The sequence below is a fragment of the Sphingomonas sp. R86520 genome, assembly GCF_042466285.1.
Lineage (GTDB): Bacteria > Pseudomonadota > Alphaproteobacteria > Sphingomonadales > Sphingomonadaceae > Sphingomonas.
In genome coordinates this window covers 1,951,698-1,967,660 of the sequence record NZ_JAXHBZ010000001.1, presented here as the reverse complement: position 1 = coordinate 1,967,660, position 15,963 = coordinate 1,951,698, and the positions used below count along the sequence as shown (strand labels likewise).

The 15,963-nt window shown below is 66.3% G+C and carries 17 protein-coding genes; 12 read left to right on the top strand and 5 right to left on the bottom strand.

Annotated elements, in window-relative coordinates; genetic code table 11:
* The first annotated feature begins 22 nt into the window (after positions 1-22).
* From SJY41_RS08960 to SJY41_RS08930, 7 genes are all read left to right on the top strand, one after another.
* A complete protein-coding gene (locus SJY41_RS08960) occupies positions 23-778 on the top strand; it encodes an SDR family oxidoreductase (RefSeq protein ID WP_380780955.1) in 756 nt (251 codons plus the stop codon).
* A 54-nt stretch (positions 779-832) separates the two neighbouring features.
* On the top strand, positions 833-2,197 hold the full coding sequence (locus tag SJY41_RS08955) for a spinster family MFS transporter (RefSeq protein ID WP_380780953.1): 1,365 nt from the start codon (positions 833-835) through the stop codon (positions 2,195-2,197).
* A 14-nt stretch (positions 2,198-2,211) separates the two neighbouring features.
* Entirely contained in the window at positions 2,212-2,523 is a 312-nt protein-coding gene (locus SJY41_RS08950; protein WP_380780951.1) for a DUF1330 domain-containing protein, read from the top strand.
* 58 nt (positions 2,524-2,581) lie between these two features.
* Entirely contained in the window at positions 2,582-3,247 is a 666-nt protein-coding gene (locus SJY41_RS08945; RefSeq protein ID WP_380780949.1) for a carboxymuconolactone decarboxylase family protein, read from the top strand.
* A 146-nt stretch (positions 3,248-3,393) separates the two neighbouring features.
* Positions 3,394-3,624: a biotin/lipoyl-containing protein gene (locus SJY41_RS08940; protein WP_380780947.1), complete on the top strand. Its 231-nt coding sequence runs from the start codon at positions 3,394-3,396 to the stop codon at positions 3,622-3,624.
* Complete coding sequence (locus tag SJY41_RS08935) at positions 3,621-4,724, top strand: Gfo/Idh/MocA family protein (RefSeq protein ID WP_380780945.1); 1,104 nt, start codon at positions 3,621-3,623, stop codon at positions 4,722-4,724. Before SJY41_RS08940 ends, SJY41_RS08935 begins: the two co-directional genes overlap by 4 nt.
* 12 nt (positions 4,725-4,736) lie before the next feature.
* Positions 4,737-5,678, top strand: a complete 942-nt coding sequence (locus SJY41_RS08930; protein ID WP_380780943.1) for an alpha/beta hydrolase — start codon at positions 4,737-4,739, stop codon at positions 5,676-5,678.
* Here the strand turns inward: SJY41_RS08930 and SJY41_RS08925 are convergent.
* Positions 5,665-6,465 (bottom strand): enoyl-CoA hydratase/isomerase family protein, encoded by an 801-nt coding sequence (locus SJY41_RS08925; protein ID WP_380784091.1) that lies wholly within the window; start codon positions 6,463-6,465, stop codon positions 5,665-5,667. The genes SJY41_RS08930 and SJY41_RS08925 overlap by 14 nt on opposite strands.
* Before the next feature lie 122 nt (positions 6,466-6,587).
* On the opposite strand from SJY41_RS08925, the gene SJY41_RS08920 reads away from it, so the two are divergent.
* Together SJY41_RS08920 and SJY41_RS08915 are read left to right on the top strand one after the other, a co-directional pair.
* Positions 6,588-8,261, top strand: a complete 1,674-nt coding sequence (locus tag SJY41_RS08920) for an FAD-dependent oxidoreductase (RefSeq protein WP_380780940.1) — start codon at positions 6,588-6,590, stop codon at positions 8,259-8,261.
* Between the two features lie 10 nt (positions 8,262-8,271).
* Positions 8,272-8,727: a PaaI family thioesterase gene (locus tag SJY41_RS08915; protein ID WP_380780938.1), complete on the top strand. Its 456-nt coding sequence runs from the start codon at positions 8,272-8,274 to the stop codon at positions 8,725-8,727.
* 35 nt (positions 8,728-8,762) lie between these two features.
* Here the strand turns inward: SJY41_RS08915 and SJY41_RS08910 are convergent, their stop codons facing one another.
* A complete protein-coding gene (locus SJY41_RS08910; RefSeq protein ID WP_380780937.1) occupies positions 8,763-9,680 on the bottom strand; it encodes an acyl-CoA dehydrogenase family protein in 918 nt (305 codons plus the stop codon).
* Positions 9,681-9,708: 28 nt separating this feature from the next.
* The gene (locus SJY41_RS08905) at positions 9,709-10,854 is read right to left on the bottom strand and encodes an acyl-CoA dehydrogenase family protein (protein WP_380780935.1); all 1,146 of its coding nucleotides are present in this window, start codon (positions 10,852-10,854) and stop codon (positions 9,709-9,711) included.
* A gap of 139 nt (positions 10,855-10,993) precedes the next feature.
* Between SJY41_RS08905 and SJY41_RS08900 the strand changes: the two genes are divergently transcribed.
* The 3 genes from SJY41_RS08900 (at position 10,994) to SJY41_RS08890 (ending at position 13,601) form a co-directional block, all read left to right on the top strand.
* Complete coding sequence (locus SJY41_RS08900) at positions 10,994-11,320, top strand: Rieske (2Fe-2S) protein (protein ID WP_380780934.1); 327 nt, start codon at positions 10,994-10,996, stop codon at positions 11,318-11,320.
* A gap of 113 nt (positions 11,321-11,433) precedes the next feature.
* Positions 11,434-12,636 (top strand): acyl-CoA dehydrogenase family protein, encoded by a 1,203-nt coding sequence (locus tag SJY41_RS08895; RefSeq protein WP_380780932.1) that lies wholly within the window; start codon positions 11,434-11,436, stop codon positions 12,634-12,636.
* Positions 12,637-12,638: 2 nt separating this feature from the next.
* Positions 12,639-13,601: an acyl-CoA dehydrogenase family protein gene (locus SJY41_RS08890; protein WP_380780930.1), complete on the top strand. Its 963-nt coding sequence runs from the start codon at positions 12,639-12,641 to the stop codon at positions 13,599-13,601.
* A 351-nt stretch (positions 13,602-13,952) separates the two neighbouring features.
* Here the strand turns inward: SJY41_RS08890 and SJY41_RS08885 are convergent, their stop codons facing one another.
* Together SJY41_RS08885 and SJY41_RS08880 are read right to left on the bottom strand one after the other, a co-directional pair.
* Positions 13,953-14,948, bottom strand: coding sequence for an alpha-ketoacid dehydrogenase subunit beta (locus SJY41_RS08885; protein WP_380780928.1), 996 nt, complete (start codon positions 14,946-14,948; stop codon positions 13,953-13,955).
* Positions 14,945-15,940, bottom strand: a complete 996-nt coding sequence (locus SJY41_RS08880; protein WP_380780926.1) for a thiamine pyrophosphate-dependent dehydrogenase E1 component subunit alpha — start codon at positions 15,938-15,940, stop codon at positions 14,945-14,947. Before SJY41_RS08880 ends, SJY41_RS08885 begins: the two co-directional genes overlap by 4 nt.
* Positions 15,941-15,963: the final 23 nt, after the last annotated feature.

The window sequence follows — 15,963 nt, the reverse complement described above, 5'->3', positions numbered from 1 at the left end:
CGCAAACCACGAAGGACGGACCATGGCGGGAATCTTGTCGGGCAGGGTGGCGCTGGTCACCGGCGCATCGTCGGGGATCGGTAAAGCCGCCGCGCTGGCCTTGGCCACTGCGGGTGCGACGGTCGCCGTCTCCGCGCGCCGTGCCGGTCGGCTTGGCGATCTGGTCGCGCGGATCGAGGCTGCCGGAGGCATGGCGCTCGCGGTGCCGGGCGACGTCGCTGTCGAAGCGGACGCGGTGCGTGCCGTGGCCGATACCGTGGCGAAATTCGGACGGATCGACATCCTCGTCAACGCCGCCGGGGTCATCCAGTCGGGTGGCGTCGAGAGCCTGTCGACCGAGGAATGGCGCCGCGTCATCGACATCAACCTGTTCGGCACGCTCTACACCTGCAAGGCGGCGATCGGGTTCATGAAGCCGCACGGCTCCGGCGACATCGTCAACATATCGTCGACCGCCGGGCGCCGCGCCGCGGGTATCTTCGGGCCGTATTCGACCAGCAAGTTCGGGCTTACCGGCTTTACCGAAGGGCTGCGCCAGGAAGTCGGCGGGGCGGGGATCCGCGTCAGCATCGTCGAGCCCGGCGCGACGCAGACCGAGGTTGCGAGCGGGATCGCCGATCCGACGATGCGCGCGGCCATGACGCAACACGTCTCGAAGGACAGCGCGATGCAACCGTCCGACATCGCCGAAGCGATCGTTTTCATCGTGTCGTTGCCAGCGCGCGCCAACGTCTCTCAAATACTCATACGACCCACCAGCGACACAGCGGCGATGTAACGCGGCGTGCGCAGAGCGCCCAAACCGCGCTCGTGACGAGGCGAGGATTTGCGCATGGCCGACCACGAAACGATCCCGGCCAAGCCGTCGGCCTTGCCACCCGAGACCCTGCCCGACGTGCTGCCGGGTATGGGCTATCGCGCCTATTTTCTGCTCATCATGCTGTTGCTGTCGGCATCGGAAATCGGCGAACGCTACATGCTGGTGGTCATGGTCGAACCGATCCGCCACGAGTTCGGCCTGAGCGACTTCGCGATATCGATGATCAAGGATCTCGCGATCACCGTCGTGTACCTGCTTGTCGTCATCCCCGTGGGCCGGCTGTCCGATCGCGGATCGAAGCGCAAGATCGTCGCGGTCTCCGCGGTGATCTGGAGCACCGCCGTACTGTTGTGCGGGACCGCGAAGGGATTTTGGACGCTGCTTATCGGGCGCGCGGGGATAGGCTTGGGGGAGGGCGCGTTCACGCCGCCGTCGCAGTCGTGGATCGCCGACCTGTTCCCGATCAAGCAACGCGGCACCGCGCTGTCGATCTTCCTGCTGGGCACGTCGCTGGGCACGTTCCTGGGGCCGGCGCTGGGCGGGTGGCTGACGCATGAATATGGCTGGCGCGCGGCATTGATGTTCGCGAGCATTCCCGGATTCATTCTTGCTCCGCTTGTATGGTTCACGTTGCGCGATCCACGTCCGGGGCTTGCCGACGGCATCGCCGCGACCAAGAGCGTCGCACTGCCGTTCGGCCAGACGATCCGCGAACTGCTCGCGATCCGGACGCTGCCGCCGCTGATCCTCGCCGCCGCGCTGAACGCGCTGCTGACGCTCGGCCTCGTCAGTTGGGCGCCGGCGTTCATGGAGCGCTCGCACGGCGTTCCCGCCAACGTCGCCGGCATGCAGCTCGGGCTCGCGCTGCTGGCGGGGTCCGCGATCGGTCATACGCTGGGCGGTCCGCTGGCCGATTTCCTCGGTCGGCGCGATTTGCGTTGGTATCCGTGGATCATCGCACTGGGCGGCGCGGTGTCCGCGTCGATCGGCTGGTTCATCCTGACCGGGCCGAGCAGCTCGGTATTCCCGTTGTTCGGGCTTACCCTGCTGAGTGGCGGGCTGTCCGCATCGCCGCTGATGGCGATGGTCACCGGGCTGGTGCCGTCGCGATCGCGCGGGACGGCGGTCGCGCTGCTGATGGTCACGATCCAGGTCGTCGGTCTCGGGGGCGGACCGGTGTTCGTTGGCTGGCTCAGCGACATGCTGCACCCTCATTACGGCGAGGCGTCGCTCGGCATGGCGATGCGCTGGGTCCTGCTTGCGGGCATACCGAGCACGCTGCTGGCCTATCAGGCGAGCCGCACCTGCCGGCATGATTTCGCAGCGGCGGGCGGCTGGGGCGGCGCGTCCGGCAAGCCGCTCGTGACCATGCATTGAGGAAGGCGACATCGATGCCCGCCTATATGATCTTCATCCGCAAAAACCCGGTGGTCGATGCCACTGCGTTCGCGGCCTACGGCGCGGCGAACCGGGCCAATGCAGCGGTGTTCGTCGAGCGATACGGGATCAAGCCGCTTGCCGTGTACGGCGCGGCGGAGGCGTTCGAGGGCGATACTCCGGACGGGATCATCCTGCTGGAGTTCCCGACCGCCGATGCGGCCCGCGCCTGGTACGATAGTCCCGAATATCAGGCTGCGATCCCCGATCGGCACCGTGCGGCACAGTACCGTGCGATCCTTTTCGAAGGGCTGACACCGCGATGATCTGCAGGAGAGACGTCGCGGCGACACCGGCGCAAAGACATGAACGATCGGAGACACCATGAGCGATACCGAAGCGCCTATCATACCCCGCATCCTGCCTCTTCCGCGCGCTGAATGGACCGACGCCGCGCGCGACGTGTTCGCCTTCTGGGGCGAGCCGAACGCGTGGGAGGAGGGCTCGAAGACCAACGTGATGATGGTGATGGGCAACCATCCGGAGTTGGGCAAGGCCTACAACGTCTGGGGCAAGCACCTGCTGATGGCGAACACGCTGTCGACGCGGTACCTCGAGCTGATCATCCTGCGTGTCGCGTGGCGCGTGAAGTCCGCGTACGAGTGGCACAACCATGTCGGTTACGGCCTCAACGCCGGCCTGACGTTGGAGGACATTGCCGCGATCCGCGGATTCCCCGAAGGCGGCAACTGGAGCGCGGAGGATGCGGCGGTGCTGCGATCGGTCGGCGAACTGATCGACGACGGCACGCTGAGCGATGCGACCTGGGCCAAGCTCGGCGGGTTTCTCAACCGGCGGCAGATAATGGATCTTGTCTTCTCGATCGGCCACTACGTCATGACGAGCTGGGCGCTGTCGTCGTTCGGCGTAGCGATCGAAGGCGGCGCGGACCGGATCGGCTTCGACCTCAAGACCGCATCGGGCAAGATCCCCCGCAGGACCTATAAACCCGGTGAGACCGAGGATTGGACCGACACGCGTGGCTATTGATGCCGGCCGATAGCGTGGCCGGGAAAACACCGGCAATCGTGCCGACGATATCGCGCGGAGCTCGCCGCTTTCCCCGCTTACCCGGCCCCGCTCGCGCGCTACGCAAGCGACTTCGTCATCTACGCCAGACTTTGAGGACCGACATCATGGCCACCGACATCCTGCTTCCCAAGCTCGGCTTCTCGATGACCGAGGCGCAGATCGCCGAATGGCTGGTCGAGGATGGCGCCGAGGTGAAGGAGGGCGATCCGCTCTATTCGCTCGAGGCGGACAAATCGACCAACGAGGTCGAGGCTCCGGCTACCGGCACGCTCCGCGTCATCGCCGAGGTCGGCGAGACCTATGAGGTCGGTACGGTGCTAGGCCGGATCGAGTGACCCTTCGCGTCGGGATCATCGGCGCGGCATGGGGTGCGTTCGCGCATCTCCCCGCATGGCGCGCGATCCCCGGTGTCGAGGTGACCGCGATCTGTACCTCGCGCGAGGAAACCGCGAGGGCCGCTGCCTCGCGCCTCGGCATCGCCCGGCCGTGCTGGGACGCGGTGGCCCTGTGCGCCGATCCCGATATCGACATCGTCGATTGCGGCACGCGGCCGTCGTTGCGCAAAGCCATGGTTCTCGCGGCGCTGGCCAATGGCAAGCACGTCTATAATTCGAGCCCGCACGCACCCGACTGGGCCGGCGCCAAGGCGATCGACGCCGCGTGGCGCGCAAGCGGCTGCGTCGGCGTGATCGATGCGTTCGCGCAGTGGATCCCGGCCCACCGCCAGATGAAGGCGATGGTCGATGCCGGCTATCTCGGTCGCGCGCTCGGCGGCACCTGCCACTTCAATATCTCGCTGTTCAACCGCCCTTCGCGCCAGTTCCCGTACAACTGGTTCGCCGAAGCCGGGCAGGGCGTCAGCGCGGTCCGCAACAACGGCAGCCACGCGCTCTACATGCTGCTCCACCTGTTCGGACCGATCGCGGAACTCGTCGCCGACGACAGCCAGGCGCTGCGCGAATGGGTGTTCGAGGATGGTGGCCACATCGTCCCCGAGACGACCGACTTCGCCAACGTCATCGTCCGGTTCGCCAGCGGCCTGACGATGCAGATGCAGATCAGCTGGAGCATGCCGTTCCACGACGGCTGGTCGGTCGACGTGTTCGGCGACCGCGGTCGGCTGGTCGCGGCGTCGCCGACCTTCCCGACGTCGCGCGACTGCACGCTGCTCGGTGGGCAGATCGGCGGCACCATCGCGCCGATCGATATCCCCGACGCGTTCAAATCCGCATCCGACATAGCGCTCGATTGGCACAGTGATCCGCAGCCGAGTTTCCCGATGGCTCTGTCGATGCAGCACATGGTCGCAGCGATACGAGGCGGTGCGCCCGCGTCGCCCGATTTCGCGCGTGCGTTGGAGGTCGAGCGGATTCAGGAGGCGATCCGCCTGTCGAGCGCCGAACGCCGCTGGATCGCGGTCGCCGACATCGCCTGACAGGAGCCCGCCATGACCGAACCCTTCGTCCGTCCAGACGTCCGCGCCTTCCTCGACATGATGGCGGCGAACCCCCGACCCGCGTTTACCGCGGAGTTCCTCGCGTCGATCCGCGGCACGGTCATGACCCCCGAAATGTCCGCCGACAAACCAGTCGGAGACCTCGGCGAGATCCGCGATCTCGTCATGCCGGGGCCGGGCGGGGACATCGCCTTACGGCTGTTCGATCCACGCGCCGACCGGAAAGCGGGGCCGGTCGTCGTCTTCTACCACGGCGGCGGCTATGCGGCGGGCAGCATCGATTCACACGCAGGCCTCGCGGCGGAGACCGCGCGGCAACTCGACCTGCCCGTCGTCTCGGTCGAATACCGCCTCGCGCCTGAAAACCCTTGGCCCGCCGCACCCGACGACGGCGAGGCCGCCGCACGTTGGATCGCGGAGAATGGCGCGGCGTTCGATCTGGAGGTCACCGGGCTGGTCCTGTGCGGCGACAGCGCGGGCGGCAATCTGGCGATCGTTACCGCGCTTGCTTTGCGCGATGCACCCGCGGCGGTGCCGGTTCTCCTGCAACTCACCTTCTACCCCGCAGTCGACCATAGCCGGGAATATCCATCCGCAGCAGAGTTCGCCGAGGGCTACGGTCTCGATGCCTCGGATATGCAGATGTTCGACCAGCATTATGCGGCCGACCCGCGCGATCATCGCAACTCGCCGCTGCTCGCCGACCAGCAGGGCATGCCGCCAACCTTGGTGATAACGGCCGGGCTCGATCCGTTGCGTGACGAAGGTCGCGCCTACGCTGCCAAGACCGCGCTCGCCGGTGTGCCGACGGTGTTTCACGAGGCGGTCGGCACGATCCACGGTTTCGCCGGCTATCGGCGTGCAATTCCCTCGGCGCAAGGCGATCTCGACCACGCGCTCGGGCTTGCGAAAGCGATACTCACCGTGCGCTGAATTCGGGCTTTCGCCGGTCCTTCAGTGCGGCAATGCCTTCGCGATGATCCGCGCTGCGGACGCTGAGCGATTCGTACGCGATCCCGGCTTCCATCACCGCGCCGGCGATCCGCTTGAGCTCCATGTTGGTCAGCACCTTCGTCCACCGGATCGCGTTGGTCGCGCCCGCGAGCAGCCTGTCGCAGAACGCATCGACCGCAGCGTCGAGTTGATCGGCGGGCAGGCAATGGTTGATCAGCCCGATCTCGGCCGCGTGTCGCGTGGTCAGCAGGTCGCCAGTGAGCAGATATTCCTTCGCGCGCGTGAGGCCGATCCGCTGCGCCCAGATCACCGCGCCCCCGTCGCCCGCGGCCAGGCCGATCCCGACATGCGGATCGCCGATCTTCGCGCCGTCCGCGGCAAAGATCACGTCGCACAACAAGGCGATGCTCGCACCGAGCCCGATCGCGTGGCCGTTCATCCGGCACACCACTGGCTTTTCGATGTCGAGCATTGCGAACACGATCCGCTTGGCCTGTCGCGCTTCATGGTCGAACAGATGCGGGTTCGCCGCATTATGCTCCATGTGCGCGATGTCGCCGCCGGCCGAAAACGCCTTGCCGCTGCCGGTCAGCATCACGACGTCCGACCTTGCATCGCGTGCGGCGAATGCCAGTGCCTCGGGCAGTTCGTCGTGCAATGCCAGATTGACCGCGTTCATCGCCGCTGGCCGGTCGAGCGTCACTACCAGCAGGCGACCGCGGCGTTCGAGCAGGATCGTCGTGAAATCGGGCAGGTCCGGCGTCATCGCAGCGTGTCTCCTCATGCCATCGGTGCATATCACGCGGGGGCGATATGCGTCTCCCGCCGGGGCGATAGCTCTTGTGCCACCCCGGTCGCGCGGGTCTATCTCGCGGCAAGGAGAGACGGATGAGCGCGTTCGAAGAGACGTTCGACTGGGTGGTCGTCGGCAGCGGTGCAGGATCGATGGCATCCGCGCTGGTCATGCGCACCGCGGGCAAATCTGTGCTGATCCTCGAAAAATCGGCGTTTATCGGTGGCACCACGGCAAAGTCCGGCGGGGTCATCTGGGTCCCCAACAACCGCTTCCTCAAGGCCGACGGCGAACAGGACAGTGTCGAGGCGGGCATCACCTATCTCGACGCGGCCTGCGCCGACCTGCCCGGCTCGGGTCACGATAAGCGCCTCGCCTATGTCAACCAGGCGTATCGGATGATCGACTTCCTGGTAGACCAAGGCGTCGAGCTCGAGCGCGGCTCGAAATTCTGGCCGGATTATTACGACGAGCTTCCCGGCGGCTGCAAGACGAGCCGCACCGTGGTCGCCAAGCCGTTCGACAAGAAGGAGCTCGGGCCATGGGCGAAGAAGCTTCGCAAAGGCTTCCTCGAAGTACCCGTGAAGCTCGATGACGGAATGAAACTGGCGTATGTCCGCCGCGATCCGGCGCTCAAGAAATCGACGCGCAACCTGATCTTCAAGACGATCTGGACGCGGATCACCGGCAAGCATTACGTCGCGGCGGGTGCCGCGTTGCAGGGCCGTATGCTGAAGGCCGCGCTGGCGGCGGGCGTCAATTGCCGCACCGAGGCGCCGGTGTCCGAACTGCTCGTCGAGGATGGTGCGGTGACCGGGGTCGTTGTGACCGTCGACGGCGTGGCGAAGCGGATCGGCGCGAAACTGGGCGTGCTCGTCAACGCGGGCGGCTTCGCCCAGAACCAGGCGATGCGCGACGAGCACATGCCCGGCACGCAGGCGGCATGGTCGCTGACGAACGAGGGCGACAACGGCGAACTGCACCAGGAAATGGTGCGGATCGGCGGCGTGCTCGCGCAGATGGACCAGATGGTCGGCTATCAGACGACGCTCTCGCCGGGCTGGGAATCGGCGTACATTACCCCGCCGGGCCAGAGCCTGACCGGCAAGCCGCACGGGATCCTCGTCGACCAGTCGGGCGTGCGCTACATGAACGAGGGCGGTTCGTACGAACTCTATTGCGAGACGATGGTCGAGCGAAACAAGACCGTGCCCGCGGTGCCGAGCTGGGCCATTCTGGACCGCGACTATGTCGAAAACTACCAGGTCGCCGGCAAGTGGATCGACAAGAAGATCCCCAAGGGCTGGGCCGAGGCGAACTATCTTCACACCGCCGACACGATCGATGCGCTGGCAACCAGCATCGGCATCGATCCGGCGGCGCTGGGCCATACCGTCGATCGCTGGAACGGCTTCGTCGCACAGGGTCGCGACGATGATTTCCACCGCGGTGAGCGTGCCTATGACGAATGGCTGGGCGATCCGTATCACGGCCCGGTCCGCGCGCTCGGCAGCATCGCCAAGGCGCCGTTCTATGCGGTGCCGATCGTGCCGGGGGACGTCAGCACCTACGGTGGCGTGGTGACCGACGTGCACGGCCGCGTCGTCCGCGCGGATGGTGCGCCGATCGCTGGGCTGTACGCGACCGGCGTCTCGACCGCGTCGGTGATGGGCGGCGTCTATCCTGGCGCGGGGTCAAGCATCGGACCGTCGCTGACCTTCGGCTATGTCGCGGCCAAGCATGCCGCGGGCCTCGATAACCAGGTGTGAAGGGGCAGGTGTGAGCAGCGACCGCATCGATTCCGAACGGCTCGTCGGCGAAGGTTGGACACAGCTCTCGGGCACGCATTTCAACGAGACTGCCGGCCCCTATTGGGTTCGGCGCGAGGACGGCGTGCGCGTCGTCGGTCTGCTGGGCGAGGAGCGCCACGGTAACGGCTATGTCGGCACGGTCCACGGCGGCGTGCTGATGACCTTTGCCGACATCGCGCTTGGGATGGGCGTGGTCGATGCTGCCGACACGCGCGATTGCGTGACGCTCCAGTTGCAGATGCAGTTCACCGCGAGCGCGCCGATCGGCTGCTTCCTGACCTGCCGCCCGGAACTGGTCCGCCGCACGTCGCAGATCGTCTTCATGCGCGGACTCATCATGGCGGGGGAGCGCACGGTGGCATCGGCGGACGGCATGTGGAAGCTGCTCAACCCCGATAAACTGGCAGCGCTACGCCGCGGTTAGCGTGGCCGCACGCCCCTTTTCGAGAGACCGGTTTTCTATCCCCAGACCGCATCTGCCGCTGCCAGCGCCTGTCCGGCGCGGCCATCGAGTTCGCTCGCCAGCGCCTTCAGCCGGTAGGTCCACAGATGCAGCGGATGTTCCAACGTCATGCCCATCGCGCCGAGAAACTGGTGGAAATCATAGACGCAGGCACGCGCGCTTTCCTGTGCATGCAGCGCGGCGAGTGCGGCATCGCCCGCATCGAGCGTACCGGCGGCCTTCACCGCCAGCCAACACACGCCGTTGGTACGAACCTGCGCCTCCGCCAACCGGTGACGCAGCGCCTGGAAGGTCGCGAGCGGGCGGCCGAATTGCTGGCGATCGGTGACGTAGCCCGCCACGCTGTCGAGCGCCGCGGCCAGCAGTCCCGCCGCCTCGGCCGCGATCGCGATGCGCCAGCGTGTCTTTACCTCGTCGGGCGATACATCGTGCACCGTCGTCGCCACGGCGATTGGATCGACCAGCAACGTCGCCATCGGATAGGCGAACAGGCTGTCTTCGGATCGAACCTGGTCCGCGCTCGCGACGAAACTCGAAACGCGGTCGGCACCGACCACGATCACCGTAGCCCCAGCTTGTAGGAATCGGATCGGTCGCGTCGTCCTGTCCACCTCGACGAGACAGAAGGGCCGCGGCAGTTCCGTACCGAATAGCGGGCGGACAAAAGCGCTGATCGCCGTCTCGATCGCGAACGGCAGCCGCGCCAGCCGCTCGACGATCAAGGCCGCCGATACGGGACCAAGATCGGGATCGAACGCGATATCGAGGAAACCGCCCTCGGCCAGTTCGCGGTCGAGCGTGTCGCTGACCAGCGCAAGGCTGACGTCATGCAACGGCACAGTCGCATAAGGCTTGGCAAGAGAGTCGACCGCGTCGAGGATCGCGATCTGATCGGGGCTAGGGGACAGGTCCATCAGCGCGGCTCGCTTTCAAACGGGGGGCTCAACGGGGTTCTCTGGGGAGTTTGAGCACGTCGCTGGCGATGATGTTGAGCTGGATTTCCGCCGCACCCGCCGCGATCCCTGCGACGATCCCGCGCTGGTGATGCATCTTGAGATACGGATGCGCGTCGGCCAGTGCTTCGGGCAGGTACTCGACGACGAACTCCGCCACCCGGCGCTCCGCCATTATCGTCGCGAACCGCGCGGAGGATGATTCCGCACCTACCGCCTCGCCCCGCGCACGCGCCGATACGATCGCATAGCTTGCCATTCGTGCCGCTTCACAGAGCGCAAGGCATTGCGCGGCCTCGATTCTCACCGCTTCGCCGGTCCAGCCATCCTGCGTCTTCAATACCGCGACCGCGCGATCGAGCGCGGCGCGCGCCAGCGAGTAGCGCGGAATGCCGAGCCGTTCGTTGGTCAGCGAATAGGCGATGATCGACCACGCCTCGCCCTCGTCGCCGAGCCGCGCGGTGGCCGGCACGACCATGTCGTCGAAGAACACCTCGTGGATGTCGCCCTCGCCGATCAGCGACGGAATCTGCCGCACGGTGATGCCCGGCGTGTCCATCGGCACCAGCAGGATCGAGATACCCTTCTTGCGATCGTCGCTGGTGCGACAGACCAGGAAGCATGTGTCGGCGAGACCCGCATAGCTCGTCCAGATCTTCTGCCCGGTGACGTGGTAGTTCTCGCCGTCGAGGACCGCACGCGTCCGCAGCGAGGCCAAATCCGAGCCGGCACCCGGCTCCGAAAAGCCCTGGCACCACAGCGCCCGTCCCTCGACGATCGGCGGCAGATAGCGTTCGCGCTGTTCGGGCGAGCCATAGCGGATCAGCGTTGGGCCGATCCAGTTGACGTTCATATACTGGCCACCGCGCGGTTCGCCGGCGATCCACATCTCTTCGGCGAGGATCGTCTGATGCCACGGATCGAGCCCTGCGCCGCCGATCTCCTTCGCCCAGTGCGGCGTCAGCATGCCCTGTTCGGCGAGCGTCCCGCAGAACTCGCGCGCATATTCGGTCAGCGCGGGCGATGCGGGCCCGTGTTGCGAAAAGCGCTCCCAGTCGCCCGGCAACGTCGCGCCCAGGAAATCCTGCAGGCGCTGGCGGAAGGCGGCTTCCTGTTCGGTCCAGTCGAAGTTCATGCGGCTGTTCTCGCGGGCATTGGAAGCATCCGGGCTAATCCACCCGGCCACACCCGAACAGGTCGGGCTGCAAAAGACCGCCCGGGTGATATGCCGCGATATTGTGCAACGGCGCAAAGCCTGCACACATTCAGCGGTGATGACAGACCCCGCCGATACTCCCGCCTACACTGCCGTCGCGCTCGAAGCCCACGTCGCGCCCGATACCGTCAAGGCCGTCGAGGTGGCCGGGCGATCGATCCTGATCGTCCATCACGGCGGCCGGCTGTTCGCGGTCGCAAACCAGTGTTCGCACGCGGAGCAGGCGCTGACATGTGGACGCGTCCGCTGGGGCTGGATCGCATGCCCGGCGCACGGCGCGAAATTCGATCTCGAAACCGGCGAGGCGCTGAGCCTGCCCGCGACCGATCCGATCGCGACGTTTCCCCTGCGCGTCATCGAGGGACGGATCGAGGTCGCGGTCTAAGACGCGCCCGCACGCGCATCGCCTTCCCGATATATGCCCGGAAACGTCCTCCGTCGCTTGCGGGCATCGCCGAAAATACTGCCTTAGCATCGGGGACAGTCTGGGAGGCGGAATTGACCGACGCGCTTGAGATATTGCGGCACGATTTTCGCACGTGGCTCGCGGCCGAGGCGCCCAAGGACTGGCGCGCGACCTGCACGACGCATGACGGCTTCCTCGCGACGCAACGCGGCTGGTTCGCGAAGCTGGCGGCGGGCGGCTATGCGGTGCCGCACTGGTCCGCGGAATGGCCGGGCGGCGGGCGCAGTCTCGCCGAGCAGAAGGTGATCTACGAGGAGCTCGCGCGCGCCGACACGCCGCGTCTGCTGCTGTCGTTCATGTCGACCTATCACGCCGCCAGCACGCTGTTCGAATGGGGCAGCGCCGAGCAACAGGCGCGCTACATCCCGCGCATCCTGGAGGGCGAGATCTGGTGCCAGGGCTTTTCCGAGCCCGGTGCCGGCTCCGACCTTGCCGGCGTAAGGACGCGCGCGGAACGGGTCACGCGCGACGGGCGCGACGTCTACGTCGTCAACGGCCAGAAGCTGTGGTCGACGATGGGGCAGTTCGCCGATCAGTGCCTGTTGCTCGTCCGCACCAGCACGGAAGGCGCAAAGCAGGCGGGCCTCACTTATCTGCTGCTCGACCTGAAGGCGAAGGGCGTGACCGCACGGCCGATCCACCAGATCCACGGCGACGAGGAATTCGCCGAACTGTTCCTCGACGAGGTCGAGGTGCCGGTCGCCGACCGGCTCGGCGAGGAGGGGCAGGGCTGGGCAGTCGCGCAGTCGACGCTGGCGTCGGAACGCGGGCTGACCCTGCTCGAACTGAGCGCAAGGATGCGCGGCGCGCTTTGGCGGATCGCCGACCTGATCCGCGCGGGCGGACGTGAGGAGGATGCCGGGATCGTCCGCGATTTCGGGCGACTGGCGACCAAGATCGATGCGACCTGCGCGCTCGCAGACCAGTTTCTCGCCAACCGCATCGCCGGCGAGGAACGCGTCGGCGACGCCTCGCTGGTCAAGCTGTCCTATTCGCGGACGCTGCGTGAGTTCACGTCGCTCGGGCTGCGGATCGGCGGGCTTCAGGCGCAATATCACGAGCCGATCGTGTTCGGGGGCGGCATGGAGACGGGCAACTGGATGGCCGATTTCATGAACAGCTATGCCTGGACGATCGCTGGCGGCAGCGACGAGGTCCAGCGCAACATCATCGCCGAACGCCTGCTCGGGATGCCGCGCGAACCGAAAAGTTGGACGCTGGAGACGGCACAATGAGCATGACCCGCACTGAGCTGCAGGATGCCGCGCGCCAGGCATTCGGAAATAGCGGCCTTGCGCCCGATGCCGGCAAGAGCTGGGGCTTGGTCGCCGAGATGGGCTGGCTGACGATGACCGTGCCCGAGGCGCGGGGCGGCCTGGGTCTCGGCCGCGAGGCGGCGGGCGTGATCCACACCGAGTTCGGCCGCGCGCTGATACCCGGGCCGGTGATCGCGCAGATGCTGGTAATCGAGGCGCTGAGTATCGCCGACGACTTTCCGGAGCGCGACGATCTGCTGGCGCGGGCGATGGGTGGCGAGGTGATGACCGCGTCGCTGTCGCCCGGTGATCGGCTCGACTGCGTTCCCGATGCTGATGAGGCGAGCCACGCTCTCGTCATCGAACCCGACCGCGTCGCGCTGGTCGCGCTCGAGGGGGCGTCGATCACCGCACGCAATAGCTGGGACAAGACACGCCGGTTGTTCGATGTTGCCCCCAACGGCCCCCGCTTCCCGCTCGCGACGGGCGACGCTGCAACAACACTCGCGCGCCGCCTCGAAGCGCAATTGCTGGTCGCGATCGCAGGCGATTCGCTCGGCGGTGCGGCGGCAATCCTTGAACTGACGATCGAGTATCTCAAGATCCGACATCAGTTCGGACGACCGCTGGCGCTGTTCCAGGCGCTCAAGCACCGCGTCGCGGATATGAGGACATGGTTGTCTGCGGCCGAGGCGCTGTTCTGGGCCCGCGCCACCGATCCCGCCGCGACATTGGTCGAGATCGGCGCGCTGAAGGCGCACGCCTGCGACGTCTACTGCGCGATCGCGGAGGACGCGATCCAGCTGCACGGGGGGATCGGCCTCACGATGGAATATCACTGCCACCTGTTTCTCAAGCGCGCGACGTTAAATGCAGTGCTGGGCGGCGATGCGGATCATTGGGCGGCACGCGCCGGACGGTGCGCGCTGGACGCCGCCGCCTGACCGAACCCAGGAAATCCTCGCCCGCCAGGGGAGGTAGCTGGCACTTGCCAGTCGGAAGGGGAGGAAAGCGATAACCGCCGTTGCGCGTTCCTGCCCGTCCGTCACCTTCGGCGACACCTCCCCCAGGCGGGGGAGGATTGACCTTCGACTTTACCGGAACCGTTACTGGGAGGCATGGTCCGATAATCCCAAAAAGCACGAATGCGTCCGTTGAGGCTCAGTCTCTATTGCTGCTCTTGTTCTCCCGCGAAGGCGGGAGCCCAGTCTGGCTCCCCGCTTTTGCAGGGAGACACGGTCTGCACGTTGAAGCGCGATAATCGCCAACCTATGCCGGCCTGACGGAAAGATCGCTCACCCCTGGCTGGCAACCTCGGTCACCGCGGCGACGATCTCGTCGACCGACACCAAAAACGCATCCTCCAGAACCTTGGCGAACGGTACCGGCGAGTACGGCGCACCAAGACGCCGGACCGGCGCCTTCAACTGGCCGAACAGTTCTTCGTTCACCGTCGCGGCGATCTCCGCGCCCGGTCCGAAACTGCGCACCGCTTCATGCACCACAACGCAGCGTCCGGTCTTGGCGACCGACGCCAGCACCGTCTCGCGGTCCCACGGCGATACCGTTCGCAGGTCGATCAGCTCGACCGAAATCCCAGCCTCGGCGAGGATCGGCAGCGCCTGGAGGCTGCGCACCACCATCGACGACCACGACACGATCGTGACGTCGGTCCCCTCCTGCACGACACGCGCGACGCCGAGCGGAATCGGTCCCTGGTCGACCGGCACGTCGGCCGGAATGAACAGGGTGCCCGCCGATTCGATGATGATGCAAGGATCCGGATCCTGGATGCACGAGAGCAACAGGCCCTTGTATTCCGCCGGGTTGGACGGCGCGACGACCTTGATCCCGGCGGCATGCGCGAACCATCCCTCGAGGTGATCGGCATGCTGCCCCGCGGTCTGCCAGCCTGCGCCGGTCAGCGTGCGAATGGTGATCGGCACCGTGCTCTGCCCGCCCGACATGAAGCGCAGCTTGGCCGCGTGGTTGAAGATCATGTCCATGCAGACGGTGGTGAAGTTCATCAGCATGATCTCGGCTACCGGCTTGTAGCCCGCCAGCGCCGCGCCGATCGCCGCGCCCATGATCGCCTGTTCGGAGATCGGCGTCGACTTGACGCGCATGCCGCCGAACTTGGTCGACAGGCCGACGGTCGCGCCGGTGACGCCGCCGCCCTCCGGGTCGGCGATGTCCTCGCCGAACACGAGCACCTTGGGATCGGCCTCCATCGCCTCGTGCAGCGCGGCGTTGATCGCCTGAAAGGCGTGCATCTTCACGGTCTCGCTCATGCCGCGATCTCCTTCTCGAACACATCGCGGCGCAGTTCGTCCACGCTCGGATATTCACTGGCCAATCCGAACGCCATCGCGTCGTCGACCTCGGCCTGGATGTCCGTGCCAAGCTTGGTGAGCTGTTCGTCGGTCGCATGCCCCTCGGCGAGCAGGCGCGCGCGGAACTTCGGCAGCGGATCGTCGGCGATCGCGGCGGCCTTCTCCTCCTTGGTCATGTACTTGTCGTCGTCGCCCAGCACGTGGCCGTGGAACCGGAACGTCTTGCATTCGAGCAGGGTCGGCCCCTCTCCGTCGCGCGCGCGCGTGATCGCCTCGTAGGCAGCGGCATACATCGCCCAGGGATCGTTGCCGTCGACGGTGTAGCCCGGCATGCCATAGCCGATCGCGCGCTTCGAGATGAAGTCGACCGACGTGCCCAGTTCGTACCGCGAATGTTCGGCAAAGCCGTTGTTCTGGCAGACGAACACCACCGGTAGCTTCCACAGCGACGCGAGGTTGAGCGATTCGTGGAAGGCGCCGATGTTCGACGCACCGTCGCCGAAATAGGCGATGCTGACGCGCTTGCTGCCATCGAGCTGCGCCGCCCAGGCGAGCCCGTTGGCGATCGGCATCGACGATCCGACGATCCCGGTCGTGACCATCACGCCGGTGTCGGGATGCGTCAGGTGCATCGGCCCGCCCTTGCCCTTGCACGTGCCGTCGACGCGGCCCGCAATCTCCGCCCAGAGCGGCCGCAGCGGCATGCCCTTGGCGACCATGTCATGGATACCGCGATAGATCGTGCAGATCGTGTCGTCATTGGTCAGCAGCGTCGAGATCGCCGACGGGATCACTTCCTGCCCGCGCGCCGAATAATAGGGCATGACCAGCTTGCCGCGCCGGATCGCGGTGCGGATGGTGTCGTCGTTGCGCTCGATCCGGATCATCCGCCGATAGATATCGACGAGCGTCTCGGTGCTCGGGACCGGACTGTTGCTGTGCTCTGCCATGGGGTTCCCGCGTCGATAGTGGA